Source organism: Acinetobacter sp. TR11 (assembly GCF_027105035.1).
Taxonomy (GTDB): domain Bacteria; phylum Pseudomonadota; class Gammaproteobacteria; order Pseudomonadales; family Moraxellaceae; genus Acinetobacter.
In genome coordinates this window covers 87,918-113,725 of record NZ_CP114256.1, presented here as the reverse complement: position 1 = coordinate 113,725, position 25,808 = coordinate 87,918, and the positions used below count along the sequence as shown (strand labels likewise).

Genomic DNA, 25,808 nt, shown 5'->3' with positions numbered 1-25,808 from the left:
GAAAAGGAGATATAGCAAAAAGCGCAACGATTATGGATTAGAAGTATAAAATTTGCTGACCATTGCGAAAGTTAAGCCATATAAATCTATCGAGACAATTTACTGGTGCGGAGGCGGCATGGATGCCGCCCGTTGAACTGCGGCATCAAGGATGTGCCGTCAGTTCAACACAAGATTTTTGTTACTTTTGATCTTTCAAAAGTAAAGAGCGTTTATACAAATCTCTCATAACGTTTGAGCTATTCCACGACCGTACCAGATTTTGAGTGTGAAAGAATAGCTAGGCTTCTTCAATCTCAAACACCTGTCTTAAATACGCCAAGAACGTTTCATTATCCGTCATGGTTTTACCCGAACTATCAGAAATTTTTGCCACCGACTGACCATTACACTCCACCAATTTCAACACAATATTCAATGGCGTCTGTCCCATATCATTGGTTAAATTCGTCCCAATCCCAAAACTCACTTGGAAACGATCCTTAAAATATTGATGTAATAACCATGCTTTTTCTAAATTCAAACCATCACTAAAAGTCAGCATCTTGGTTTTGGTATCAATCTTTAATTTACGGTAGTGCGCATAGGCTTTATCGCCCCATTCGTACGGATCACCACTGTCATGGCGTAAGCCATCAAACAGTTTGGCAAAATACAAATCAAAATCACGTAAGAAGGCATCTATTCCCACTACATCAGTCAAGGCAATGCCTAAATCCCCCCGATATTCTTGTACCCAAGCTTCTAGCGCTGCCTTTTGAAAATTACGCAATCGCACATCCAAAGCCTGAAAGGCTTGTAAAAACTCATGTGCCATCGTCCCGATTGGGCTAATACCCAGCTCTTTAGCAAGTAGAACATTACTGGTTCCACGAAACACTTTTGGTGCAACCGCATGAAAGGCTTGTACCACATGTTTTTGCCATTCAAAACTATAACGACGGCGTGTACCAAAATCCGAAACTAAAAATGGTGGATCACTCTCTTTTTGTTCTTTAGCATATTGTTCTAACTGAAGTAATTTCTGTTGTAAGCGACGTTCACCTTCCGCCAATACTTCATCGCTACGGATACGGCGGAAATACAATTCATTGACGATCGCCAATACAAAAATCTCAAACATCATGGCCTGAACCATCGGCCCTTCAATCCGAATATCCAACCGACCCGATTCATCAATGTTGGCTTGAATAAATCGACGTTTAAGCTGAAATAATTCTAAATAATCAACAAAATCACTTTTAATGAAACGTAAAGAACGAAGATACTGCAATTCATCTTCAGCAAAACGCAATTCACAGAGTAAATCAAGCTGATGATTTAGATCTTCTAGAATCTCAACCAAAGGATAAACCGTATCTTCTAAGTTTCGACAGCGAAATAAATACACGCTATGCGTCTGTGGAAATTGATGCAGCACCACTTGTAGCATGGTGAATTTATATAAGTCAGTGTCGAGTAAAGATCGAATAATGGCAGACATAGCGGATGGTTATAACCGATTCTTTTGCATAATGGCTATTGTTATACAATCAATTGACTCATATTGAATAGTAGACTTTTGCTGCACAACTCATTTTTATAGCGTGTCTCTGCTAAACTTACCCACTTCATTTTTCTGTTTTTTTCAATCTTATGCGTGCATTAATTCAACGAGTTCTCGAAGCAAAAGTGGTAGTTGAGGGTCAAACCACGGGGGAGATTCAACACGGCTTACTGGTCTTTTTAGGTCTAGGCAAAGAAGATACACTAGAGAAAGGGCAAAAACTGATTGATAAAATTTTAAAATATCGAATTTTTGATGATGAACAAGGCAAAATGGGGTGGAATGTCAGTCAAGCCAAAGGTGGACTTTTATTGGTTTCGCAATTTACTTTGATGGCACAAACACAAAAAGGCTTACGTCCTGACTTTGGACCTGCCATGCCGCCAGCCGAAGCGAAAGCTTTGTATGAGCAATTGGTTGAGTATGCGCGTCAACAATTTGCTCATGTCCAAACAGGTATTTTTGCTGCTGATATGAAAGTTCATTTAATCAATGACGGACCAGTGACTTTTAATTTAGAAATTGAATAAATAAGACATAAAAAAACTCCCTTTTAGGGAGTTTTCTTTCAGGTTGGTTTATTTACCTGTTTTTTCTTTAATAAATGCACGTGCTTGACGGATTTTTTCTTTTACTGGCTTTGGCACTTTTGGTGGAATCAATTTAGCTGCTTGGTTAAACCAAACTAACAAGCTGAAGTCACCTTCCATTTTAATGCTGCCATCTTGCATACCTGTCATGAATGCAGTTGGATCACCCTTTACCAAAGTTTTTACGCCTTGCTCACTTGAAGCAAATTGCAAAATAAAATCAGCTTTTTCAGGACTACCCGCAACCGTATCAATTTTGCCACGATTAACAATAATCTGACGTGCCAAACCTAAATCTGTACCAATTTGAATACGAAATTCACGGTCATGAACCAATTCAATAAACTTCGGGCTCGTACGTGCCAATTGCTTCATACGTAACGCCAAACCTGCCACCAATAAATCTAATGGATCAGTGCTTACATCAACGATCGGTAACTGAATCACAGGTAAAGAAGAAAGCTTCATGACATTTATGCCTACAGTATTATGATGAAATTTAAGACAACCGTATCCTAGCACAATTGTAGAAAACTCTGTAAAAGCTTTGTTTCAGAAAATTAATACAAAAAAGGCATGCTGAGCATGCCTTTGATGTAGTTCAAATTATTATAAATTATCGGCTAGAACATTGTTGTTGATCATCCTTGTAGACTGGTGTGTGTTCAATATATTGACGCTTCTCCAATTGTTTCCTAGTTTGTTGATCTTCGCGTAAAAGAATGAATGTAACCGTGACCATCGCAAGGCTTAGAGCTGTCAAATAGCTATAGGCAACTGACATTTCGAACATGGTTTGCATAGCAAAGCGCACCACTTCTAACAGCCCCCAACTCAGCATACCTGCCAGCATAAAACCTAACCAACGACGATACGGAGAAAAGAAAACAGCAATAACTGCGACAGCGATTAAGCCAAATCCAACCCACATGGTGAAATTCGCTGCTTCCATAGAAACCTCCGTCTTTAAAAGGTGGTTTGGATCGATCATGCCCAAACCTCATATTTGTTCTGTAATCTCTAAACAGTATTTGGTGTTGCATTAACGTCTTTAAGCATTATGGAGGGTTTTTTATAGAAAAAAAGAGCTTGAAATTAACCATACGACACAAGATGTCGCAATATGCTTTTGTCATTACATTTTCTTAAATTACAAAAGTCTCAAAGTGCTATATAGCATCAATTGCAGCGTGTCATTACAAAAAAATATAGCTCTTTTTAATCATTCAGAAACTTTTTTCAGAATTTCTTTATTGTTGTTTTTCTATACATTTAGACATAAATATGACGAATTAATGACGAGTCTAAAATCAATAAAGCCGCTTAGACAGCGGCTTTATTTAAGGCTAAATATGCTGTTTTAGGCACGATTCAAATCTTTATCATGCATACCCAATAAGTACAAAACACCATCTAAACCAACGCTTGAGATCGCTTGATTCGCATTTTCACGAACGAGCGGTTTAGCGCGGAACGCCACGCCTAAACCTGCGATTGCAAGCATCGGTAGGTCATTAGCACCATCACCTACAGCCATCGCCTGCTCTAATGAGATTCCCATTTTATCTGCCAATTGACGCAATAATTCAGCCTTACGTGCGCCATCCACGATTGCACCTTTGACTTCACCTGTCACCAACCCGTCTTGTACATCTAAAATATTGGCATGGACTTCATCAATACAGAGCTTTGCTTGTAAATATTCAGCAAAATACTGGAACCCCCCCGATAAGATTGCCGTTTTATATCCCAATGCTTTCAGAGTCGAGATTAAACGTTCCGCCCCTTCCGTCACGGTTAAACGTTCTGCAATTTTAGGTAATACAGAAGCATCCAAGCCTTTTAACAATGCAACACGTGCACGAAAACTTTGTTGGAAATCGAGTTCACCTTGCATGGCACGTTCAGTAATTTCAGCGACCTGTTCACCGACGCCTGCTTCTAGCGCCAATTCATCAATCACTTCTTGTTCAATCAAGGTTGAGTCCATATCAAAACAAACTAAACGACGATTACGACGGTAAGCATTATCTTCTTGCACCGCCACATCAATATTCAGCTCACCCGACAAACTCAAACATGCAGCTCGCATCGCTTGTGCATCCAACATTTGTCCACTTAGACCAAACTGAACACAGGCACGACGTGGGAATTGGCTTTCTGCATCGAGATCTAAACGACCAGATAAGCGTGTTACTGTTTCAATGTTAAAGCCCTGACTCGATACAATTTTAGTGACTGCCTGCAAATGCGCAGCGGTAAGCTCTGGTGCAAGTGCCGTCACGATATAACGTGTACGCCCACCTTCACTCACCCATTGATCATATTCTGCGTTGGAGATTGGTTTAAATCGCACAGTTAAGCCAATATCATGTGCTAAAATCAAAATCTCTTTCATTGCTAATGCTGTTGCAGTCTCATTATCCGAAGCAACAACAATTCCTAAAGTGAGTTGATTATGGATAACAGCCTGACCCACATCGAGTATTTGCAAAGAATGCACGGAAAGTACCTGCATTAATCGAGTAAACTGATTCGGTTGATCTGGTCCTAAAAAGGATATAAGAATGATTTCACGCATGAATTGACTCGTGTTTGAGCGACAACTATTGTATGTAAGAATCATAACATAACCCAACCTAAATCTATTTGCCTTGGAAGTTTAACTTGAATGCGCCTCGCCAAGGGCTATTTGCTAGCCTACTAATTGTAAGTTTTGCATTGCATACCTTTTTATTGGTGATTGCAACGACACATCAACTCAATGAAAATCGCGCCAGCCAAGGACAACTGATGACCAGTCAGTTAGTGGCGGATAGTCTTTCAGAGTTGGAACCTGCCAATACTGTCTCATTGGCATTGGTTGCCAATCGCTATGCAACCAATCCGAGTATTGCTTCAATCCGTATCTTAGATGCCAATAAACAAGTCCTTGCAACCAGTGGTATGGCAAAGACGCGTCAAGGTGAAGTCTTTGTCCGTGATGCGTTACAAAATGAGAAAAAAGTTGGAACAGTTGAAATCACGCTCATCCAACCGAGTATTGGTGAAATCTTACGCACGCAATGGCTGGCGATTTTGGCATCTTTATTTATTCATGGGTTGATTTGGTTGGCGTACCGTGCCATTGCTCGACCAACACGCAGTGAATATTTAGCCCGTATTAACCAAGAAAATCATCTCAAGCATGAAATTCAACGTTTAACTCAGGCACTTGCACTTGAGAAGCAAAATACAGTCACGTTAGTTGCACAAGCACAGCAACAGGCAAAAGCACAACCAAAATCACGTATTGAAAAAGCTTCAACAGATCAACAAGTCAATTTAGATCATCAAACTGTCGCATTGAATATCCAGTTTTATGATCCAAAACAACTGTTGAGCAGTGTCAATCAATCGGTTTCTGTGCCTTACTTTAAACTCTGTCAATTATTCTTGGATAAAAGCATTGATCTCTGTGCGAAACATTACCAACTCGACGCTACACAAATTAACGTCGTTCAAGAATTTAATGCCGAAGGCGCAACCTTGTCGACGACATCAGAACATCCTCATGCATTAGAATGCCTGATGATGATTGGTGCTGTTTTCCAGTTATTGGCAGATGTTTTATATAAACGCTATCGTGAAGATAAACGTTTTGCACTACAAACACGCGGTGCTGTTGCTAGTGCTGTAGAAGCGATGCAATTAGATGCGATTGAGGCAGCCAAACGCTTAACTCAACACTTACATGCCAAAGAAGCAGCTTTACACCTCAATCACGAGCAACTCAAAACGGTTCAAAACAGTTATGAATTAGTTGTGATGCCAAATCCGAGTAGTATTATGACTCGTCATGCCTTTATGATTAATGGGATGAATGAGCAATGTGCCACCGTAGCACAAAATCTGCGCACTGAAATTTTGATGGGTAAAAAAGTAAAAGTTTCGACTGAATCCTAGGCTAATCGGCTAGATTGGCTCTAATTTAAAATGCAACGCTCCCTTACAAGGCTATAAATGCCCATTAGGATAAAGCGTTGCTTTATTATTTGCTTGATTCACTTTTTTAATTGATAAAGAAGCACAGGCGAAATTTATTAAAATACGGTAAACTACACCAGATTTATCGAATACTAGTGCCCTATAAGGCAGCATAAAAGGTGAAAGCGAATGCCGCTGAGTCGTGTTGAAGAGCTTGTCGCAGATATTCGTGCAGGCAAAATGGTCATCCTAATGGATGATGAAGATCGTGAAAATGAAGGTGACTTAGTCATCGCTGCAACGCATGTTCGCCCTGAAGATATTAACTTCATGATTACGCATGCACGCGGCCTAGTTTGCCTAACTTTGAGCCGTGATCGCTGTAAACAGCTTAATTTACCGTTAATGGTAGATCAAAACGGTGCACAACATGCCACTAACTTCACGCTGTCAATTGAAGCAGCAGAAGGGATCAGTACTGGTATCTCCGCTGCTGAACGCGCGCATACGATTCGTACCGCAGTTGCAGCACATGCTAAACCAAGTGATATCGTTCAACCTGGTCATATTTTTCCATTAATGGCTCAACCGGGCGGGGTACTGCACCGTGCAGGTCATACGGAAGCAGGATGCGACCTCACCCGCTTAGCAGGTCTAGAGCCTGCCTCTGTTATCTGTGAAATTATTAATGATGACGGCACCATGGCCCGTCGCCCTGATTTAGAAGTCTTTGCAGAGAAACATGGTTTAAAAATCGGTACAATTGCGGATCTGATCCATTACCGCATGACCAATGAACAAACTGTTGAGCGTTTGTCTCAAGAGACGATTCAAACCGAATATGGTGAATTTGATTTATACAAATACCGTGAAATCGGTAATCCAGATATTCATTTAGCTTTAGTAAAAGGCGAGCCAAAACAAGGCATCACCACTGTTCGTGTGCATGGTTTTAATCCTGTTCGCGACTTATTAAAATTAAATAAGGCCGATGGTTCGGCAGCGTGGAATTTAGATCTAGCAATGAAAACAATTGCTGCAAGCGAGCGCGGTGTATTGGTATGGATTGGTCAAGATCATTTAGAAGATCTAGGACATGCCTTAGAGCAGTTAAATCAACCAAAACCGCTTAAGTCTAATGCAGCACTTTCGCATCAGTACCAGACGATTGGTGTTGGCGCGCAGATTTTACGAGATTTAGGTGTTGAAAAAATGAAGCTTCTGAGTTCTCCGCTTCGTTTCAATGCTTTATCTGGTTTCCATTTAGAGGTAGTGGAATATATCACTGCCGATCAAATCACAGCAAAATAATCGAGGTTGCTATGGCAATTCGCCGAATTGAAGGTTTATTACATCTCGCAAGCGAAGGTCGTTATGCGATCTTAGTAGGACGTTTCAACAGCTTCGTGGTTGAACATTTACTTGAAGGCGCGATCGACACTCTAAAACGTCATGGTGTTTCAGAAGATGCGATTACTGTTATTCACGCACCAGGTGCGTGGGAACTTCCTATCGTTGCAAAAAAATTAGCGGCTTCAAACAAATTTGATGCCATCATTGCACTCGGTGCAGTGATCCGTGGTAGTACACCACATTTTGATTTTGTTGCAGGTGAATGTGCGAAAGGTTTAGGTGTAGTTGCACTTGAAAGCACAATGCCTGTGATCAATGGTGTCTTAACGACAGACAGCATTGAACAAGCAATCGAACGTTCAGGTACGAAAGCAGGAAACAAAGGTAGCGAAGCTGCATTGACTGCAATCGAAATGGTTAACTTATTAAAGGCAATTTAAAGCATGTCGCAAACACTTCAGGCCGCTTATGCAGCGAAACGCAAAGCACGTCGTTTTGCTGTACAAGGGATTTATGAATGGCAAATGAGTCATAACCCTGTCCATGAAATTGAAGCACGTACACGTGTAGAAAATGCTATGCACAAAGTTGACCTTAACTATTACCATGAATTGCTCACTCAAGTGGTTGCTCAACATGAAGCTTTAGATGAGTTACTCATCCCTGTACTTGATCGTGAGTTAACTGCACTAGATGGTGTAGAACTTGCAACCTTACGACTTGGTGCTTATGAATTACGAGATCATCTCGAAGTTCCATACCGCGTTGTACTTGATGAAGCAATTGAGCTAGCAAAACACTTTGGTGGTGCAGACAGCCATAAATACATCAATGGTGTATTAGACCGTCTTTCATCAAAGCTTCGTGAAGCTGAAAAACAGCAAGCAAAATAATAGGCTTGATGTTGCATGGCTGAGTTTTCAATTATTGAGCGGTACTTTAAACGTGCATCAAAATCTGATGTCAGTTTAGGTATCGGTGATGACTCAGCCATCGTCACCCCTCCTTCTTCACAACAACTCGTGATCTGTGCAGATACATTGGTTGCTGGTCGACATTTTCCCTTAGATACCCCTGCCCATGCCATTGGCTGGAAAAGTGTCGCGGTCAATTTATCTGATCTCGCCGCCATGGGTGCAAAACCCCATAGTATTTTACTCGCACTGAGTCTCCCTACCGTTGATCATGACTGGTTGGCTGGATTTAGTCAGGGTCTTTTTGATTGTTGCGATCAATTTGGTGTGAGTCTGATTGGTGGCGATACCACTCAAAGCACCCAACTCACTATAAGTGTCACCGCTTTAGGCTGGATTGAACAAGGTCAAGCCATCACGCGTGCTGGTGCACAAGTCGGCGACTATGTCTGTATTAGTGGACAGATTGGTGATGCCGCGTTTGGATTACAACACTTAGGACATCCTCTACAACAACGCTTAGATTATCCAACACCTCGTTGTAATTTGGGGCAACAGCTAAAAGGTTTAGCCTCAAGTATGATTGATGTTTCAGATGGACTCGCACAAGATTTAGGACATATTCTGAATGCCTCAAAAGTAGGTGCAACATTACAGCTTGAACAGCTTCCGATAGATCAGTCACTAAAAAATATAGATTTGCGACAAGCTTTGCATTATGCGCTTGCAGGTGGTGATGATTACGAATTATGTTTTACAATATCACCGCAAAATTTTGAAAAACTGTCACGACAACAATTAGATGTTCCGCTTACAATAATCGGCAAAATTACCCAACAAACTGGATTGTTATTTGAGTATATGGGTGAGAATTACCCACTACAAATTCATGGATACCAACATTTTGCATAAGCCTCCCATTCACTTCAAACAGATGACTTGGTTCGATCGCTGCATCGTTTTCTGCGGGGTTGGATTTGGTTCTGGTCTCAGTCCTAAAGCACCGGGAACATTTGGTTCTGCATTTGTATTGCTATTTACGCCACTCTGGTTATATCTCGGTTTTAATTTGAGTGTTTTAGCAATTTTTATCATGTCTTTGGTGGGCATATACATCTGTGGACATACCGCCAAAGTGATTGATGTACACGATGATGGTCGAATTGTATGGGATGAATTTGCAGGGCAATCTATTACGCTATTGCCCTTGCTCTATCTACAGCAATTAAACTGGTTATGGGTCATTGTCGGTTTCATTTTTTTCCGTATATTTGACATCTGGAAACCATTTCCGATTAGTTGGGCAGACCAAAAAGTTACTGGTGGTCTAGGGATTATGCTTGATGACATCATTGCAGGTCTTTGGGCTGCGCTTTGTATTTTTATGATTCATTTTTATTTTTTGACTTAAACCATTGATATTAGGGTTAGTTATGTCAACAACTGTTATTATTCTTGCAGCTGGGAAAGGAACGCGGATGCGTTCGAAACTACCCAAAGTTCTCCAACCATTGGCAGGTCGTCCACTTTTAGGACATGTGATTCAAACTGCAAAAAAATTACATGCTCAAAATATTATTACGATCTATGGGCATGGTGGTGATCTAGTTAAACAAAGCTTTGCTGCTGAACAAATAGAGTGGGTTGAACAAGCAGAACAGTTAGGAACAGGTCATGCTGTTCAAATGACTCTCCCTGTATTACCTCAAGATGGTATTTCTTTGATTTTATATGGGGATGTTCCACTCGTTCGTCAAAGTACCCTTGAACAGCTACTTGAAGCCTCTAGCCAATCTGGTATTGGTATGATTACGCTTAATGTTGAGAATCCAACAGGCTATGGTCGTATCGTTCGTCAAGCAGATAAGATTCAAGCGATTGTTGAGCATAAAGATGCCTCTGACGAACAGCGTCTAATACAAGAAATTAATACTGGTATTTATTGTGTAAGTAATGCCAAATTACATCAATGGTTGCCAAAACTGTCTAATAACAATGTTCAAGGTGAATATTACCTTACGGATATCGTGGCAATGGCCGTTGCCGATGGCTTAGAAATTGCTTCAATTCAACCTGAGCTTGAATTTGAAGTTGAAGGTGTGAATGACCGCCTACAACTTGCAACTTTGGAACGTCAATTTCAGCAACAACAAGCAAAAGAATTGATGCAACAAGGCGTACATTTAATTGATCCAAATCGTTTTGACCTACGTGGAACTGTGAAATGTGGTCAAGATGTACAAATTGATGTCAATGTCATTATTGAAGGTGATTGCGAATTAGGTGACAACGTTCAACTTGGCGCAGGCTGTATTTTAAAAAATACTCGTATTTCGGCAGGCACTAAAGTTCAAGCTTATAGCGTATTTGAAAATGCAATTGTGGGTGAAAATACCCAAATCGGTCCTTTTGCACGCTTACGTCCAGGTGCGAACTTGGCGGATGACGTGCATATTGGCAACTTCGTTGAAGTTAAAAATACCCATATGGGACAAGGTTCAAAAGCCAATCACTTCACTTATCTAGGTGATGCAGATATTGGTGCGAATTGTAATATTGGTGCAGGGACAATCACTTGTAATTATGATGGCGCAAATAAACATCGTACTGTGATTGAAGACAATGTATTTATTGGTACCAATAACTCATTGGTTGCACCGATCAAAATTGGTCAAGGTGCAACAACAGGCGCAGGCTCAACCTTAACTCGAAATGTGGCTGAGCATAGTTTAGCTGTCGAACGATCTAAACAGTTTGAAAAAGCAAATTATCAACGTCCCCAAAAGCTGAAAAAATAAGAGGATACAATTATGTGTGGTATTGTTGGTGGTGTTGCTGAACGTTCTGTAACCGACATCCTCATTGAAGGATTAAAACGTCTCGAATATCGTGGTTACGATTCTGCGGGTTTGGTATTACTGAATGATCAAAAAATCTTGCGTGAGCGTCGCGTAGGTAAAGTTGCAAATCTAGCTGAAGCTGTATCAGAACAAAACTTGATGGGCCATGTGGGTATTGCACATACCCGTTGGGCAACCCATGGTAAACCAACTGAAAATAATGCTCATCCACATGTTTCAGGTGATGTAGCTGTTGTACATAATGGTATTATTGAAAACTACCAAGACCTTAAAGATGAATTACAAGCGCTAGGTTATGTCTTTACCTCACAAACAGATACTGAAGTTGTTGCTCATCTTGTCAACGATGCTTTAAAGCAAACTGATAGCTTACTTGAAGCTGTACAAAAAGTTATTCCTCGCCTAAAAGGCGCTTTTGCACTGGGTATTGTGCATACCGCACACCCTGATGAACTGATCACTGTGCGTGAAGGTTCACCATTGGTAATCGGTGTAGGTATTGGCGAGAACTTTATTAGTTCAGACCAATTGGCTTTATTACCTGTTACTAATCGTTTCGTCTATCTCGAAGAAGGTGACATTGCGCGCTTAACACGTACTAGTATTGAAGTTTTTGTCAATGGAACCCGTGTTGAACGTCCAATCAAAGAATTGGATGCAACTGTCAGCAATGCATCAAAAGGCGAATACAAGCATTTCATGCTCAAAGAAATTTATGAGCAACCAGAAGCGATTCAACAAACGATTTCACAAGCATTGAATGGCAATAATTTGCGTGAAGATTTTCTTCAACATGCCAATGCGGATTTTGACAAAATTCAGCAAGTACAAATCATTGCCTGCGGTACCAGCTACCACGCAGGTATGATTGCAAAATACTGGTTCGAGCAATTGATTGGTGTACCTTGCCAAGTTGAGATTGCAAGTGAATTCCGTTATCGCACGCCTGTCATTGTTGCTCATACACTGTATATCTGTATTTCTCAGTCTGGAGAAACTGCGGATACCTTGGCTGCATTACGCGAAACACAAAAACGTGCTCAAGCTCAGAACATCGACATTAGTACCATGACCATTTGTAACGTTGCCACTTCATCAATGGTTCGCGAAACAGATCATCATTTACTGACGCTTGCTGGTCCTGAAATCGGCGTTGCATCCACCAAAGCCTTTACCACTCAACTTGCAGCATTGATGTTGTTAATCTTGAAAGTTGGTCAAGTTAAACAACGTCTTGCAGATGCTCAAGTGAATGAAATTACAGAAGCGCTATGGCATTGTCCGAAAGTGATTTTAGATACTTTACAAGGCAATACTGAGATTCAGCGCCTATCAGCACTCTTCGTTGAAAAGAACCACTGCTTATTCTTAGGACGTGGCACACACTTCCCTATCGCACTAGAAGGCGCATTGAAACTGAAAGAAATTTCATACATTCATGCTGAAGGATATGCGGCTGGTGAACTCAAGCATGGTCCATTGGCTTTAGTAGACAATGAGATGCCTGTCGTGATCTTGGCTCCACAAGACGAAATGCTCGATAAGTTAAAATCGAATATGGAAGAAGTTCAAGCTCGTGGTGGGGAACTATTTGTTTTTGCTGATGAAAACAGTGGTATTCATAGCAAAGATCGCCAACATGTCGTTCATGTTCCAGCTGTCAATCAATGGTTAGCACCAATTGTGTACAGTATTCCTGTGCAATTGCTCTCGTATCATGTTGCGGTATTACGTGGAACAGATGTCGATCAGCCACGTAACCTTGCGAAGAGTGTAACGGTAGAGTAAAAAATTGTAAATTTTATCAAAATCATGTGTTTAGACAATATAGTTTTAAACTAAACATTAAAGTTCTAAACTGTAACAATATAGTTCTAAACTAGACATTAAAGTTGTAAACCAGATAAACCCAGCTATACTGATTAAAAAGTAGGCTGGGTTTTTCTATGAGTAGAGCACCGAGATTCTTCACACAAGAACAAATTAGCAAAAGAATAAAAGATGGTCGTGGACAAGGTATGGGAAAAGATTACCAACCATGGCTGACTATTCAGGATGTACCCTCTCGTGGGGTCTCTCATCGTATTTATTCTCATAAAACGCAAAGAGTGCATCATTTACTTTCTAATTTGGAACTGTATGTTTTTTTGATTTTAGATTGGTCTAGTTCTGTTCAGGATATTCGGGAACAATTTCCTTTAAATCTAGATGACACAAAAGAAATCTGTTTAGAGCATGGTTTGAGACATCCCAACATACAAGGCTCAGAACAAGTCATGACTTCCGATTTCCTTATAGATACAAATGACAAAAAACAGCCTCAGTTTGTGATTCAGGTAAAGCCCTTAAAAGAGCTCATCAAAGAAAGAACTATCGAAAAACTCGAAATTGAACGTCGTTACTGGGCATTCAAAGAAATTCCTTGGAGTATTGTGACGGAACAAAATATTCCCACAACTGCCCGAAAAAATCTCGAATGGTTGAGCCCTTTTATTACTGAACATTTAGAGCCTGATATCTGGAATAGCCTACATATAATTTCTTATTATTTTTCAAAAAAACCAGAGATTTCTATCATTAAACTCTGTACAGAAGTAGATGCACAGGAAAAAACTACCTCTGGAACAACCCTACAATATTTAAGAACACTTATAGCAAATCGTTTAATTAAATTTGATATCCAACAGCCATTTCAGAAATTAAAAGGGGCTGACCTAGTGTTTGATTTAGAGGTGTCTTATGTGGCAAATCAATGAGGTCGTTAAATTTGATGAAAGCCACTACCGGATTTTATTCTTTCAATCTGGCGAAATCATATGGATTCATATGGAGGAATCCAAAGGAGTTCCATCTTTAGTTCTTGAAGAACAACTTTCACAATGGATTGATGAAAAACGCTTATTTAGAAGTTCAGACCCTTTTGAATATCTTAAGTCTATAGAGCCACCCGTAAACTCAGTCGCTTTTGAAAAACGTGCTCAGGCTTACCGAATTATTGAACCAATCGTATATGACACAAGCTGTTTTAATGAAGAGATTAGAGCTAAACGGGTTCGTTTAGTAGAACAGACAAATATCGCAACTAAGGCGACGATATACAAATATCTACGCCGCTATTGGCAAAGAGGCCAAATTCCAAATGCCTTATTGCCAGATTATAGAAATGCTGGTGCACCAGGAAAGCCAAGAACCTTGGCAGGCTCTAGAAAATCGGGAGCAAAACGTAAATTTGGCAATGGAACTGGTATTAAAATTACGCCAGAAATTGAACGGCTATTTCGGTTAATCGTTGAATCTGAATTATTAAATGACAAGAAAATCAATATCACATCGGCTCATCGACAATTTGAAGAACTTTTTGTCCAACATTACCCACATATAAAACAGGGAGATATTCCGACACGTAGACAGTTTGACCATTTCTACAAACGTGAATACGAACTTCCACAAAGAATAGAAGCCAGAACTCCTGTCTTGAGTTTCCAAAAAGATGTACGACCATTAAGTGGAACTGCTACAGCAAATACGCTTGGACCTGGTAGTCGTTATGAAATTGATGCAACTATTGCCGATATCTACCTAGTTGCTGATGATGATCGAAGTAAGATTCTAGGTCGTCCGATCCTATATGTAGTGGTTGATGTTTTTAGCAGAATGGTCGTGGGATTCTATATTGGATTTCATAATCCATCCTATGTTGTTGCCATGCAGGCGATTGTAAATGCTTGCAGTGATAAAGCCAGTTTATGCAAATTACTTGGAATTGATATCGGGCCAGAACAATGGCCAACCATAGGTTTACCTGATGCAATTCTTGCTGACCGTGGTGAGATGATGAGTCATCAGGTCGAACGCTTAGTCCATGGTTATAATGTTCGTATTGAAAATGCACCTGCATATCGAGGAGATGCAAAGGGCATTGTTGAACGCTATTTCGGAACATTACAGGCAGAATTCAAACCTTATGCCCCTGGGGTAGTCAAAGGAAATCGTATTCAAAAACATGGTGAAAAAGATTACCGTCTTGAGGCGGTTGTACCTATTTCAGCCTTTGCCAAGATAATCATAAAGACCATACTTTATCGTAATCAGTATCATGTATTGGATACTTATGACAGAGATGCAGATTTCCCTCCAGACTTACCCTCAATTCCATTACATATATGGAACTGGGGAATCCAAAACCGTACAGGCCATCTTCGTACTGTAGACCCAGATACTTTACGAATCATGATACTACCTCGTAAAAAAGTTTCCATTTCCACTTCTGGTGTCAATTTATGGGGCCTGTATTACATTGGATCAGAGATACTCAGAGAAGGCTGGTTACATCGTAGTAAAGAAGTCACTCGCCCACAGGATCTCCAAGCAGCCTACGATCCAAGCTGTGTAGATAAGATATATTTATTCCCAAAACATGATAGTACGATCTATTGGGAATGTTCTTTATCAACCAAAAGTCGTCAATTTGCGAGTATGTCATTTTGGCAAGTGTGGGAGATACAAGATCAAGAAAAGAATCTACATGCAATTGAAAAAGATAATAGTAAAACTGCCCGTAGAGAGTTGGATCAATTTATTCGTGACACCATTGCTGAATCAAAAAAAATGGCGACCAACTCTGGTGTATCCAATCGCCAGCGTTTATCTGAAATTAAATCGAATAAAAAGTCTGTTCGTGAAAATGAGAAATTATCAAATACTTCCTTAAAAACTGATAGACACCCTAAAGATCAAGGAACGATTATTTCATTTAAGCCAAAACAAGATGAATCAAGCTATCCGCAGTTCGTTCCAGGTCTTTTTGATGATGAGGATGATCAGTCATGACAAATCATATAATCAGAAATGCAGAATATCAGGATACTGGTGTTCATGCTTATAAAGATAACCCATTCATTGAGGCTCTACCACCTATTCAAGAACCTTTTGAAGATACAAAAAATCTTATCTCAAAAGTAACGCCTACTCTTGATGATCTAAAGCAAAAAAGAGTTATTCGAGCCCATAATATTCACCAGATCACAGGTTCATTTTTCCAGCCTTTGGCAATGCATATGTTATTGAGTGAACGTATTTCTCTCATGATTCGTGGAGGATATGTTGGTCGTAATCCAAATACAGGAAAGTTGCAACAACACCTGCAAAATGGTTATGAAAGATTGCAAACACGTAATCTGAATGCCAAACGCTTTGATGAAACCGAATCAACTGCTCATAGCATGGCCATCATTGGCTGTTCAGGCAGTGGCAAGACGACCTCTTTACGAAGAATACTAGGATCATATCCTCAAGTTATTTTTCACCCAGCATTAAATCGTCATCAGATCGTCTATTTAAAGATAGATTGCTCGCATGATGGCTCGCTCAAAGAACTTTGTCTCAATTTTTTTCGGGCAATTGATAAAATCATTGGTTCAAATTATGAGAAAAAGTATGGGATGAAAAGACATGGCGTAGAAACCATGCTTGCCCTCATGGCACAAACAGCCAATATGTTTGCCTTAGGCCTGTTAGTCATTGATGAAATCCAACATTTAAGTCGGGCAAAGTCTGGCGGTTCAGAGAAAATGCTGAACTTCTTTGTCACCATGACCAATACCATTGGTATTCCTGTGCTGTTCGTGGGTACACCTAAAGCTAGAGACATCTTTGATCTTGATCTACGTTCCAGTCGACGTGCTGCTGGTCTGGGATCTATCTTTTGGAATCCAATCCCACAATACCTACCTGATCAGAAGAGTCAAAACGCTGAGTGGATAGCATTTACTAATACGCTTTGGAAGTTGCAGTACTTACAGAAAAGAGACCCTATCTTAAGTGATGAGATTCGAGATACCTGGTTTGATTTGAGCCAAGGTATTCTCGATATTGTAGTAAAACTTTTTATTTTGGCCCAGTTACGTGCCCTCGCAACGGGAGCAGAAACGATTACTGTAGAGCTGCTGAAACGTGTTTATGAGGATGAGCTGAAACTTGTACATCCTATGCTCAGCGCATTACGTTCAGGTATACCTGAACGAATCGCTCAATTCTCAGATCTTGCTGTACCCGATATGGATAAGAAAATCATCCATCTTATTCAGAAAATCTCCGCATCTACCGTTGAATCCGAAGAAGACCGAGCCTTAAAACAGTTGAGTAATGATGATCAACGACGTGTATATCTGATGCTAAAAGATGAGTTTCCATCAGACTCCATCATCTTTGCTATTCAAAAAATTGTAGCGTTAAAACCTCAAATATCTAGACAACAGCTCTTGGCTGCTATTGTTCAAGCAATGGAGACAGACAATACACCATCACAGGCACCAGCAACCAAAAAGAAAAACCAACGGATTAGCCTAAAACAATGGAATGAGTTGGAAGATACCGATCTTCGTCATATTTTTTCGATGAACCCAGCCAGTCCAGAAAGTATTTATACCCAATTAGACCATCAAGGTTTAATTCTGCAAATGTCAGATCTGTTGTCATAGTATGGGGTAAGAATCATGTGGAATTTTCCAACACCGCTTACCGATGAACTAATCTACAGTACCATCGCCCGTGCTGGATTACACCATGGCATTCAAAGTCCCAAACAGCTACTTGATGAGGTCTTCCAAGATAGAAAAGTCGTTGCTACCATTGACTTACCCAGTCATTTAAATGCTATCGTACATTTATTACAGCGAACTGGCCGTTTTAGTTTAATAGAACTGATTTACAAACATACGATGTTTGGCTTATATGCACCTTTTGTTCAGGAATCCCATCGACAAAAAGCAATCACTTTAATGGCTGAGCAGGCATCTGGTTCTGTCCATCTTATGCTTGGTCTGAATGCTTCCAGAGTCCCCAACAACATCAAACTCCATTACTGTCCAATCTGCATACAGCAGCAACGAGAAAGCTATGGCGAGTATTTCTGGAATAGGGCTTGGTTTGTACCTAACCTTCCAATATGCCTGAAACATAATTGTTCACTTCTGTCTCAGGATTATATTCAACAACAGCATCGACATCTTTTCTTGCCCTTATTACCAAATCAAACTCAGGACATGCCTAATCCCTACTTCAAGGAAGACTTCATATTAGGGCAAATGACTGTAGAGTTATTACAACTTGATCCCCAACCATCGCCAAGCTATGAACAATGGACTAGGTTTTATCTGGAAATTGCTGATACAAAGAATTTCCGCAGGGGGAATCATGTTTGTCATGATCAAACCTATGAGCAGGTGATTAAAAAGTTTAACGATGCCTATCTCAAATCTAAGAATTTAGGGATTGCTTCTGATCAAGATACTTCATGGCTCAAAACTATTTTTAGAAAACATCGCAAAGCCTTTAGTTTTTTAGAACATTGTATTGTCTGGTCTTCATTTATACCTGAAATGACACCTAAAGACATTCTGCAATATGTCAGCTCTATTTCAGCAAACCAATATTTTGTAAAACGACCTACTTCTACGGACAATATTCCCCCTGTAAAAATAGAGGGGATGAGACAGAAATGGCAAGATATCGTGCTACTTCATGGTGTAACGTCTGGTCGTAAAATTAAATCAGGCCAAGCAACTTATATATGGCTATATAGAAATGATCAAAATTGGCTCCTAACCTTTAATTCAAAACATTTGTCAAAACCCCAAGTCCGAAAAAATAAAGTAAATTGGCCTATACGTGATTTTTCAATAACCAAAGAATTATTCAAAATTTTATATCGTTCAAATGATGACTTAGCTTGTCCAAGAATGTCAAAAAGTTGGTTTCTCAATCAATTATCCAAAGGAAATTCCATTTCCAAAAATTTGCACCAACTGCCTTTAAGCTCCAAATTTCTTTCAACTTATTCTGAAGATACAATAGCTTATCAAATACGGAGAATTACCCATGCCATGATCAGGCTTGGGTATACAGAGTCCAGTACTAAAGATAGATGGCGGATATTGCGACTTGCAGGATTAAGTAAAGAAAGAATTACTCAAGAAGCCCAAATTTTCCTAAATATGATTTGTGAGAAGAAGATTTATGCACATTAAACGCCTCCCTTTAGATACATTGATTACAGGTATAGGACGACTATTTAAATATGATGATAGACCCTGGTTTATTAATCTGTGGGGAGAATCCGAAGATTCTAAAGCAAAATATAACACCTCTTTTTCCCACATGCATTTGCTGGCTAAACGTCGAATTATCAACTCTACCCAAAATGAGCATCGAAAATCTGGATTTCACCTAAAATTTAGATGCCCCTTACCAGCAGAGTGGATGTCTTTTGCCCAATCTAAATCACAATTTCATTTTTTTGGATTTGATGCTTTGGCAACATTTTCAAATGAAGCACAAACCGTTAAACAGGTTCGTATTGAATTGCCACAGCTTGAGTTAGCAAGAGCTTTCTTCTTTCAGAATGCTTACCTAACTCGATCTGCGCTTGAGTTGAATGTGCTGGCAGAAGACTTTGATATTCAGAACAAGACTGATCATTACCTGATTAGTGTTCTTCCCTCATGTGAGGGTTCACTTGCACTTTCTCATTTCAATAAACCTGGGTTTCGTCGATTTTTTGCATATTTACTCCTGAATAAAAACATAAGAGCTTCATACGAAAGCATCGCTCAACAGTGTCAAGCTTTTGAAAGCATTAATAATACACTAAAAACATGGAACTTTAGTTTCATCCCTCCCAACTTAACAGACGTAAACATTGAGGCACACGGTTATTACGACAGGTTAACCAATACATTTAAGATTGATGAAATCATTAGCTTTTCTGGGCTCTCCACCCATATTGATAAACCTGTTTATTTTCATCATGATAAATTTTCTAAAGCCTCAAAAAAATCGGGTAATACCAGCACCATACCACCAAAGCCGAATCATGCAGAGCCCAAACTCAATGATGAGGAAGAAGCAACGCCTAGCAATAAGCCTACTATTGTAGATGGTCCAACCACTTTACTTGATTTTGATGATCCATTTGAAACTGGGAAAGTCGCAGATAAAACTGGTACAAAAAATGCTGTTATCGTAGATGATGCCCAAGAGTATATTGATGAATTGATTGGCGATGTGAATGCAGATGAACCAGGAATTGGTGGTTCAGTTAAAGCAGGGGATTTTGAGGGTGCAAAGGATCAAACTGATGATGCCCATTTATATCTAGACCGTTTCTCCGCATTTATGAAGATGCTTTATAAACTTGAGGAAAAGTATGGAATACAGTATTCACTGACTTTAAAAGTTCTACCTCAAGTAGCAGGGTTTACCAAACATCTAAAGGCTGATGATAAACCACGTTGTATTGCTGAAGTACATTTTCTTTATCGAGGCCAGCATTTCATTTTACTAGAAGTTGACACATCCGATAATACAACACGTCTTTCAACCCAATTATTAACGATAAAAGATATGAATAGTTGGGAAGAAGATTATGAAAAACTTCGTAAGTTTGTAGTTCAAAAAACGCTTAACTGGCCACATAGCTTCATCCAAAAAATAGCAACTCAACAAGTCAGATTTAATCATCCACGTATTGATGAGGGACAGCAAGTCGCCATTGAGGATTTAGATAGTTGGGCAAATCGAATTTATAATCGATTAATTAGTCTGTAATAGAAAGTTAATTCTTTATATTATTAAGCTTATTAAAAAAATTTAATATCAATTAAATTCAAAGGGATAGGGAGATTAAAACTCCCTATCTTTTCATTAATGTGCAGGATAAGCCTGTATTGAGCTTATGATCTCTTCCCTAGCTTTATCCACATTTCCCCCAACTGATCCTAGCCAAAATAATGGACAGATAGTCCCTCTAAAGCTAACGTAAAATTAACTTTGGAGATACAAGAAATGGCGAAACTCTTTAGCACCGAATTTAAACAACAATCGATAGAGTACGCACTAGCAAACACACATGAATCACTAGCTGCTATAGCCAAAAAGTTAGGTGTGGGCTATTCAACGCTAGATAAATGGGTACGAGAAACGAATCTGGCAGGAACCAGCAAACGACAACTCACAGCAGAACAACAACGTATTTTAGATTTAGAAAAAGAAGTCAAACAGCTTAGAGAAGCCAATGACATTCTAAAAAAGGCGCATGTGTACTTTCTGACAGTCGATCAAACCAAGAAAAGTACACGGTAATTGCGGATTTAACGATGAAAAAGGCAGTCACTATATTTTCCGCCTGTAAATACTTAGCCGTCAGCCCTTCTGGTTATTATGCTTGGCGTAAGCGACGAGTTGATACTGCTCAGAAATATAAGGATTTAAAAGCAGTGTATTGGCACCATCATGCTCGCTTAGGTGCACCATCACTCGTTCATGATATGCATGATCTAGGCTATAGCCTGAGTGAACGTACGATAGGAAGAATGCTCAAGCATCTCGGGTTACGCAGTAAGATTTCACGTAAATATAAGCATACGACAGATTCAAATCATCGTTTGCCTACAGCTCCCAATCTGTTGGATCGCCAATTTACAGTCACAAAGCCGAATCGGGTATGGACGACAGATATTACTTACATTCGAACCAAAGAAGGCTGGTTGTATTTGTGCGTGATGTTGGATCTATTTAGCCGTCGTATTGTGGGATGGCAAACCAGCCATCGAATAGACCGTCAATTGGTGTGTGACGCATTTAATTATGCAATGGCACGTCAGGGTTATCCAAAGGGTGTGATGGTACATTCGGATCAAGGTAGTCAGTATTGTAGTCGTGATTTTAGAGCGATACTATTGACGAATGGATGTATTCAAAGCATGTCACGCAGTCTTGCGCAGTACACTGCTCATGTTGGGATAATGCTGTAACCGAAAGCTTCTTTCATACATTGAAAGGTCATGTGGTACACGGTAGTGTGTTTACTACCAGAAAAGAAGCCAATGCTGTTTTGTTTGAATATATTGAGATTTACTACAATCGAATGAGGCGACATTCTGCCAATGGTTGGTTAAGCCCAGAAGTTTTTGAGCAGAAATATTTTAGAGCTTTAGAGGGATCGACTGTTCACAATTCTGTCTAGGATCAGTTTTCATTTAATGAGTTCAATTTTAGTTGGTTTTTCTGGTTCTTTTTGAGTTATGGAATATTTATTAGTAAACAAGGTTATACTCAATGTAATGATCCAGAAAACACTAGCTACTAAAAAAACCGAAGTGGCTTTAGATAAATATTCATATTTCATAGATGCGATTTTTGCATTTCTGTAAATTTGATTTGATAAGTCTTCCGAATAAGTTTCTTTAGTAATATTATCTATACTTTGAACAAAGGTAGTTAAATCATTTTTAGCTATTGTTCCAAAGAAAATATTTGACTGGTTAGGAGGGTCAAACTTAGGTCTAAATCCTAATTTACAAAAATATATACTCACAATAATTATAATAACAGTAATGGCATATAAAATATCTAATAATAGTAATGGTTCTTTTGCATTAAAATAACTTCCTAAACCAGCTAATAAAGCTAAGTTTAAAGTTACTATTGCACCTATTTTTACATCACCATTACTGATCCAATTTAGCTGTTTTTCTAGCAGCCACTGGTTCTTCTCAATATTTTTATCTATATCAAAATTGGTCATGTAGAACCACACTTAGTCTATGGAGTTTTTCTGATTCAATTATAGACAAATAAACTTTTTTATAAATAGAAATTTTTGAGTAAAGTTTATTTCATTATTCTTTTTTACAATCAGATAAAAAGTAAGATATATGAATTTTCAAGAACCAAGCACGAATGAATTTTAATCAAAATAAAAGCCCAGTTGGGCTTGAATTTTTCATGATCAACCCCCATCCATAAGTTAGAAAATTCTAAAGGCAAAAATTCATCGTGGCTAAGATTTGGAATCGAGAAGCTGCACTAAAGTGCATCAACAATTGTTTGGCTCAAGTAAACAACATCACAATTACTGAGTATGTCAAAAGAAGAGATTTGAACAATATCAAAACTGCCGAAGCATGTGTCCTAGATGGGGTTCATCTATATATTGATATACTAAATATGGATGGCTTATTAGGTACTACAATCTCTGAGGGAGAAACATGTCATAAGCGTGTATTACAGTTTTTATCCCTACACTACCGAGCTATTGATAAGATACTAGAAAGCTGTGGGGCCATCCGTGTTGACTATCATAACCAACGGCTTCATGCAGTTATAACGCAACCTTATAATACAGAAAGTGATGCAGAATCAAAACGTATTTATAAAGCTGTAGCTATTGCAAAAACCATTTTAGACGTAAGTAACCAACTTGATGATGAACGAGATGAAGACAATACATCTCTTCCCCAAGCAAAAATGAGAGTTGGTATTGATAGCGGAATTGCTTTAACTGTAAACAATGGGCGTAATGGACATCGCGAACCCTTGTTTCTAGGCGATCCAGCTAATCACGCTGCTAAAATAGCAAGTGGTGGTAACTCATCAGGTATTTTTATGACTAATCGAGCCAGAGAAGTGATTGGTCTCAATCGGGTTGGTTCAGAAAAAAATACAGCTCTAAATAATATTGATATTAATCAAATTGTTTCACAAACAAAAATTCCTGTAACTGTTGATCAAATTATTGAATGCTGGCGTAATGATCTAAATTCTCACCCTATTGGTAAGTTTAAATTTACTCGTCAAACACCTCCACTTAAAGATATGGACATTTTGAATCTGACACCAGGAAATTCAAAACGTCAAGAGGCTGTTTCTATATATGCAGATATTGATGGCTTTACCAACTATGTAACTGAACATATCAATAGCAACCCTGAAGCGGTGGTAAAAGTATTGCATGTACTCCGTTCAGAACTTGAACGTGTATTAACAAATGATTTTGGAGGTCGTCGTATTCGCTTTATTGGAGATTGTGTTCATGGCGTAATATGTGAGGGAACATCACAATCTACTAATATTCCTGAAACTATCACTACTGCTGTAATCTGTGCTAGTGCTATGAGAAGTAGTTTTGACTTAGCACTTGAAATACTTGCTCAAAATGGTATTGATACAGGAGATTTGGGTTTACAGATCGGTTTAGAATATGGACCTATTGCTATCAGTCGTTTAGGAAAACAGGGTAAAAAAATACGTTGTTGTATAAGTCGTTCTGTTATTGAATCAGAAAATACTCAAATGCGATGTGATGGGAATCAAACTGCTTTGGGTGAAGCAGCTTACAGGCATGCTCCTGATGACATCAAAAAACTATTTAACCATCATAGAAAAGCTAATCACCTTGATTACAATGAAGTTATTGAGTCTTTGGCTGATTCTAAAAATGCCTCAGCCACGTCCGTAAAAGAAGCTGCCTATGATAGTGCTTCTACATTAATGCAGAAAGCAAGCACACAAGTAGTAAGACCTTATTGTAAATGAGCTCAATTGAACTATTAGTAACTGCTCTGAACAATACTCATGACTCTGAACTTATAGTTCAGAGTCATGATAAATCATGTTTAAATGTTTTAATTAATTTGAAAAGAGTCGATGGTAAAACTGTTCCCTACCAATTAGAGATTCATGCTGTTAAAGATGATAGGGTTGCGGTGTCTGAATCGAGTCAGATATTACCCAAATGTTGTCCAGAACGACATATCAACTCTGATGGTACTTTCTGCTTAGCTTGGCAAAATGATATTGATTTAAGTATTACTGACATTGAGAAAGCAGCTTTTTGGTGGCAAACACTTATTGGCTTCTTACTTAAACAAGAACGAGTTCATAACAAAAGACAATGGCCTGACCAAAATGCCTGGGCTCATGGTTCAGCAGCCAAATTTCAAAGAGATGCTTTATCAGCACTTGATAAAGTTGGGGAAAATTTTAAAAATTTAGTTTTTTCAGACACTATACAGGTCACTTATCATAAGACGAATAAAGGCAATGGTAGTTATTATAAGGTACTGAGAAATGGTCTACTATGGTATGTAGTATGGGAAAAGTTTAAGCGAATAGCCATATTAAGACAAAAATGCCTGTGCGGATGCCGAAGTAAAAAACATTATAAAAGCACTCTACGGAACTGCAATAAAAAATTGCACCAAAAATATTTTGTCGATTTTGCGATCAACTATTACCATTGGAAAATGGAAGAAGCAAATTTTTGGGCCCATTTCAAAGGAAAGACATGTTGTGGTACGTTAGATGAATGCCCTCTTAAAGAAATGTGAACTTATCCAACCTATTTCTAAAATATTGGGATAGAGCTTCTTTGCTTTCGCATAAAAATAATAAAAGTCCTAATACTTAGATTTAGACTAACCGATAACATCAGATATTACATGTTAGAGAAACTAAGCTTTTAAGAAAAGTGTAGCGAAAGATCAGATATTGATTTCTTAGTTTACAACTATATTGTTAAATTCAAAATTAAAGCCTTAAATCAAGTTTAAGACTTTAATGTAAAAATTGGAACGTATTAAATTTTTAACTCATTGATTTTATTAAACCATAAGTTTACAACTTTATTGTTCAAACACAAATCAAACCCAACTGTATTAGAGTAATAAAGTTTCATACTGAGTAATAAAGTCTCATACTGAGTAATAAAGTGTAATACTAGATTGCTCAAAAAATCCAC

The 25,808-nt window shown here is 38.8% G+C and carries 21 protein-coding genes and 1 pseudogene; 17 read left to right on the top strand and 5 right to left on the bottom strand.

Annotation, left to right across the window (positions count from 1 at the left end; all coding sequences use genetic code 11):
• Positions 1 to 280: 280 nt before the first annotated feature.
• Positions 281 to 1,483 (bottom strand): nicotinate phosphoribosyltransferase, encoded by a 1,203-nt coding sequence (gene pncB, locus O1450_RS00490; protein WP_269229305.1) that lies wholly within the window; start codon positions 1,481 to 1,483, stop codon positions 281 to 283.
• A 152-nt stretch (positions 1,484 to 1,635) separates the two neighbouring features.
• Here pncB and dtd point away from each other — a divergent pair, with 152 nt between their 5' ends.
• A complete protein-coding gene (dtd, locus tag O1450_RS00485; RefSeq protein WP_269229304.1) occupies positions 1,636 to 2,076 on the top strand; it encodes a D-aminoacyl-tRNA deacylase in 441 nt (146 codons plus the stop codon).
• A 48-nt stretch (positions 2,077 to 2,124) separates the two neighbouring features.
• Here dtd and O1450_RS00480 read toward each other — a convergent pair whose 3' ends face one another.
• From O1450_RS00480 to serB, 3 genes are all read right to left on the bottom strand, one after another.
• Positions 2,125 to 2,604, bottom strand: coding sequence for a hypothetical protein (locus O1450_RS00480; RefSeq protein ID WP_004659770.1), 480 nt, complete (start codon positions 2,602 to 2,604; stop codon positions 2,125 to 2,127).
• Positions 2,605 to 2,752: 148 nt separating this feature from the next.
• Positions 2,753 to 3,088 carry a ciprofloxacin tolerance protein AciT gene (aciT, locus tag O1450_RS00475; protein WP_269229303.1) on the bottom strand — a complete coding sequence of 112 codons (336 nt, stop codon included), beginning with the start codon at positions 3,086 to 3,088 and terminating at the stop codon, positions 2,753 to 2,755.
• 408 nt (positions 3,089 to 3,496) lie between these two features.
• Complete coding sequence (gene serB, locus O1450_RS00470) at positions 3,497 to 4,717, bottom strand: phosphoserine phosphatase SerB (protein WP_269229302.1); 1,221 nt, start codon at positions 4,715 to 4,717, stop codon at positions 3,497 to 3,499.
• 68 nt (positions 4,718 to 4,785) lie between these two features.
• On the opposite strand from serB, the gene O1450_RS00465 reads away from it, so the two are divergent.
• The 14 genes and pseudogenes from O1450_RS00465 (at position 4,786) to O1450_RS00400 (ending at position 22,253) form a co-directional block, all read left to right on the top strand.
• Entirely contained in the window at positions 4,786 to 6,081 is a 1,296-nt protein-coding gene (locus O1450_RS00465; protein WP_269229301.1) for a hypothetical protein, read from the top strand.
• 210 nt (positions 6,082 to 6,291) lie between these two features.
• Positions 6,292 to 7,413 (top strand): bifunctional 3,4-dihydroxy-2-butanone-4-phosphate synthase/GTP cyclohydrolase II, encoded by a 1,122-nt coding sequence (ribBA, locus tag O1450_RS00460; protein ID WP_269229300.1) that lies wholly within the window; start codon positions 6,292 to 6,294, stop codon positions 7,411 to 7,413.
• A gap of 11 nt (positions 7,414 to 7,424) precedes the next feature.
• Positions 7,425 to 7,895 (top strand): 6,7-dimethyl-8-ribityllumazine synthase, encoded by a 471-nt coding sequence (gene ribH / locus O1450_RS00455; RefSeq protein ID WP_004659764.1) that lies wholly within the window; start codon positions 7,425 to 7,427, stop codon positions 7,893 to 7,895.
• 3 nt (positions 7,896 to 7,898) lie between these two features.
• The gene (nusB, locus tag O1450_RS00450) at positions 7,899 to 8,348 is read left to right on the top strand and encodes a transcription antitermination factor NusB (protein ID WP_004659763.1); all 450 of its coding nucleotides are present in this window, start codon (positions 7,899 to 7,901) and stop codon (positions 8,346 to 8,348) included.
• Positions 8,349 to 8,363: 15 nt separating this feature from the next.
• The gene (gene thiL / locus O1450_RS00445) at positions 8,364 to 9,281 is read left to right on the top strand and encodes a thiamine-phosphate kinase (protein ID WP_269229299.1); all 918 of its coding nucleotides are present in this window, start codon (positions 8,364 to 8,366) and stop codon (positions 9,279 to 9,281) included.
• Positions 9,259 to 9,780, top strand: coding sequence for a phosphatidylglycerophosphatase A family protein (locus O1450_RS00440; RefSeq protein WP_269229298.1), 522 nt, complete (start codon positions 9,259 to 9,261; stop codon positions 9,778 to 9,780). Before thiL ends, O1450_RS00440 begins: the two co-directional genes overlap by 23 nt.
• A 22-nt stretch (positions 9,781 to 9,802) precedes the next feature.
• Positions 9,803 to 11,167, top strand: a complete 1,365-nt coding sequence (gene glmU, locus O1450_RS00435; RefSeq protein WP_269229297.1) for a bifunctional UDP-N-acetylglucosamine diphosphorylase/glucosamine-1-phosphate N-acetyltransferase GlmU — start codon at positions 9,803 to 9,805, stop codon at positions 11,165 to 11,167.
• Positions 11,168 to 11,179: 12 nt separating this feature from the next.
• Positions 11,180 to 13,018: a glutamine--fructose-6-phosphate transaminase (isomerizing) gene (gene glmS, locus O1450_RS00430; RefSeq protein ID WP_269229296.1), complete on the top strand. Its 1,839-nt coding sequence runs from the start codon at positions 11,180 to 11,182 to the stop codon at positions 13,016 to 13,018.
• 158 nt (positions 13,019 to 13,176) lie between these two features.
• Positions 13,177 to 13,986, top strand: a complete 810-nt coding sequence (locus O1450_RS00425; protein WP_171491793.1) for a TnsA endonuclease N-terminal domain-containing protein — start codon at positions 13,177 to 13,179, stop codon at positions 13,984 to 13,986.
• Positions 13,970 to 16,060 carry an integrase catalytic domain-containing protein gene (locus O1450_RS00420; protein ID WP_150378053.1) on the top strand — a complete coding sequence of 697 codons (2,091 nt, stop codon included), beginning with the start codon at positions 13,970 to 13,972 and terminating at the stop codon, positions 16,058 to 16,060. The genes O1450_RS00425 and O1450_RS00420 overlap by 17 nt, the downstream gene beginning before the upstream one ends.
• The gene (locus O1450_RS00415; protein WP_150378052.1) at positions 16,057 to 17,709 is read left to right on the top strand and encodes an AAA family ATPase; all 1,653 of its coding nucleotides are present in this window, start codon (positions 16,057 to 16,059) and stop codon (positions 17,707 to 17,709) included. The genes O1450_RS00420 and O1450_RS00415 overlap by 4 nt, the downstream gene beginning before the upstream one ends.
• A 15-nt stretch (positions 17,710 to 17,724) precedes the next feature.
• Positions 17,725 to 19,257 (top strand): TnsD family Tn7-like transposition protein, encoded by a 1,533-nt coding sequence (locus O1450_RS00410; protein WP_150378051.1) that lies wholly within the window; start codon positions 17,725 to 17,727, stop codon positions 19,255 to 19,257.
• Positions 19,247 to 20,836 carry a Tn7-like element transposition protein TnsE gene (locus tag O1450_RS00405; protein WP_269229295.1) on the top strand — a complete coding sequence of 530 codons (1,590 nt, stop codon included), beginning with the start codon at positions 19,247 to 19,249 and terminating at the stop codon, positions 20,834 to 20,836. Before O1450_RS00410 ends, O1450_RS00405 begins: the two co-directional genes overlap by 11 nt.
• 237 nt (positions 20,837 to 21,073) lie before the next feature.
• Positions 21,074 to 22,253: pseudogene (locus tag O1450_RS00400) on the top strand (IS3 family transposase).
• Between the two features lie 9 nt (positions 22,254 to 22,262).
• Here O1450_RS00400 and O1450_RS00395 read toward each other — a convergent pair.
• The gene (locus tag O1450_RS00395) at positions 22,263 to 22,814 is read right to left on the bottom strand and encodes a Pycsar system effector family protein (protein ID WP_150378049.1); all 552 of its coding nucleotides are present in this window, start codon (positions 22,812 to 22,814) and stop codon (positions 22,263 to 22,265) included.
• A gap of 251 nt (positions 22,815 to 23,065) precedes the next feature.
• Between O1450_RS00395 and O1450_RS00390 the strand changes: the two genes are divergently transcribed.
• Positions 23,066 to 24,604 (top strand): adenylate/guanylate cyclase domain-containing protein, encoded by a 1,539-nt coding sequence (locus O1450_RS00390; protein WP_150378048.1) that lies wholly within the window; start codon positions 23,066 to 23,068, stop codon positions 24,602 to 24,604.
• Positions 24,601 to 25,398, top strand: a complete 798-nt coding sequence (locus tag O1450_RS00385) for an E2 domain-containing protein (protein WP_150378047.1) — start codon at positions 24,601 to 24,603, stop codon at positions 25,396 to 25,398. The genes O1450_RS00390 and O1450_RS00385 overlap by 4 nt, the downstream gene beginning before the upstream one ends.
• The last annotated feature ends 410 nt before the right edge of the window (positions 25,399 to 25,808 follow it).